The sequence below is a fragment of the Streptomyces sp. NPDC050564 genome (assembly GCF_044457265.1).
Classification (GTDB): Bacteria; Actinomycetota; Actinomycetes; order Streptomycetales; family Streptomycetaceae; genus Streptomyces.
In genome coordinates this window covers 1-1,796 of the sequence record NZ_JBITGS010000118.1, presented here as the reverse complement: position 1 = coordinate 1,796, position 1,796 = coordinate 1, and the positions used below count along the sequence as shown (strand labels likewise).

Annotated in this window: 2 protein-coding genes; one reads left to right on the top strand and one right to left on the bottom strand. The window is 64.6% G+C overall.

Going from position 1 to position 1,796, the window contains the following annotated elements:
• Positions 1-103 precede the first annotated feature (103 nt).
• Positions 104-532, bottom strand: a complete 429-nt coding sequence (gene tnpA / locus ACIBK0_RS51920; protein ID WP_399097555.1) for an IS200/IS605 family transposase — start codon at positions 530-532, stop codon at positions 104-106.
• Positions 533-543: 11 nt separating this feature from the next.
• On the opposite strand from tnpA, the gene ACIBK0_RS51915 reads away from it, so the two are divergent.
• On the top strand, positions 544-1,713 hold the full coding sequence (locus tag ACIBK0_RS51915) for an RNA-guided endonuclease InsQ/TnpB family protein (protein ID WP_399097553.1): 1,170 nt from the start codon (positions 544-546) through the stop codon (positions 1,711-1,713).
• Positions 1,714-1,796 lie beyond the last annotated feature (83 nt).

The window sequence follows — 1,796 nt, the reverse complement described above, 5'->3', positions numbered from 1 at the left end:
TTCAGCATCATCTAGCGCGGAACCCCGGGCGTTCACGCCCGGGAGGAAGCGCTTCTCAAGATTGCTCTGACCCGCGCATACGCACGGGTCTGCGCTGTTGACCTTAGTCAGGACGTTTCTGGTTCTCGATGTACTCCTTGATGATGCCGAGTGGTGCACCGCCGCAGGATGCAGCGAAGTAGGACGGAGACCAGAAGTGGTTACCCCATAGGTATTTGCGGATGTGGCCGGGGAACTCCTGCCGTAGTCGTCGGGCGGAGACGCCTTTGAGGGAGCCGACCAGCCGGGACAGAGCAACCTTCGGCGGGTAGTGCACCAGGAGGTGTACGTGGTCGCGTTCGCCGTTGAACTCGACCAGTTCGGTCTCGAAGTCGGCGCAGACGGCGCGCATGACTTCCTCGCAGCGTTGAAGGATCTCGTCGGTGAACGGTCCGCGCCGGTACTTGGGTGTGAAGACCAAGTGGGCGTGGAGGGTGTAGACGACCGTACGGCCCCTACGGATATTGGGGTTTGGCTCCCAGCGTGGTGACATAGATCAATGTTATGATCACGTCCGTGAAGATCGTGACGCAGGTCAAGCTGGTGCCGGATGCCGTACAGGCTCCGGCTGTCGCGGCGACCCTGCACACGGTCAACGGTCTGGCGAACTGGGTCTCCGAGGTGGCGTTCGTCAACGGCGCGCCCCGTGAGTACGAGCTGCGCAGGCACACCTACGCCTACCTCAAGGAACAGGGACTCGGTGCGCAGGTGGCCCAGCACGTGATCAAGAAGGTGCGGGACGCCTACACCACCCTGCACGCCAACATCCGCGCCGGGAACCTCGGCAAGCCCGGGTCGAAGCGGCGGCGGAAGGCAGAGTCCAAGCCGGTCACCTTCCGGCCCGAGGCCGCGCAGCCGTACGACGACCGGTGTCTGAGCTGGCAGTATGACGCCCGGACGGTGAGCATCTGGACCACCGCCGGGCGGCTCAAGAACATGCGGTTCGCGTGCTCGCCGCAGGCGCTCAAGGTGCTCCAGCAGTACCGCAAGGGCGAAACCGATCTTGTGGAGCGCGACGGCGTGTTCTATCTGATCGCCGTATGCGAGGTTCCCGAGGCCGAGCGTTACGAGCCGGATGGCTTCATCGGCGTGGACCTGGGCATCGTCAACATCGCCACCACGTCCACCGACTACCAGGCCGCCGGACGGCACCTCAACCGCTATCGCAAGCGGCAGCTTGCCCTGCGGGCCAAGCTCCAGAAGAAGCGCACCAAGTCCGCCAAACGCAGGCTCAAGGAACGCTCACGCCGCGAGGCGCGACACGTCAAGAACACCAACCACGTCATCGCCAAGACGATCGTGACCGAGGCTGAACGCACCGGACGCGGCATCGCCCTGGAAGAACTCAAGGGCATCCGCACCCGGGTACGGCTCCGCAAGCCCCAACGGGTCGCACTCCACTGCTGGGCCTTCGCCCAGCTCGGAGACTTCATCGTCTACAAGGCCCGCAGGGCCGGCGTACCCGTGGTCTTCGTCGATCCCGCCTACACCTCGCAGCAGTGCTGCGAGTGCGGCCACATCGACAAGAAGAACCGGGTGAGCCAATCCCTCTTCACCTGCCGGAACTGCGGGGTCGTTGCCCACGCAGACCGGAACGCTTCCCGCAACATCGCCCGCAAGGGCGACGCTGCGTGGACTGCGGGGCGTGAGTCACGCGTCCCTGCCACCCCATAGGGGTGTCTGGACGGAGGAGACCACCCAGCAGCCAGTTGGGCTCTACCTCCAAGCCCGGTCCTTCAGGGCCGGGTCAAGTTGAC

Excerpts from the sequence above, each read along its gene's own strand:
- tnpA (WP_399097555.1), bottom strand. The coding sequence starts at position 532 with ATGTCACCACGCTGGGAGCCAAACCCCAATATCCGTAGGGGCCGTACG.
- ACIBK0_RS51915 (WP_399097553.1), top strand. The coding sequence starts at position 544 with ATGATCACGTCCGTGAAGATCGTGACGCAGGTCAAGCTGGTGCCGGAT.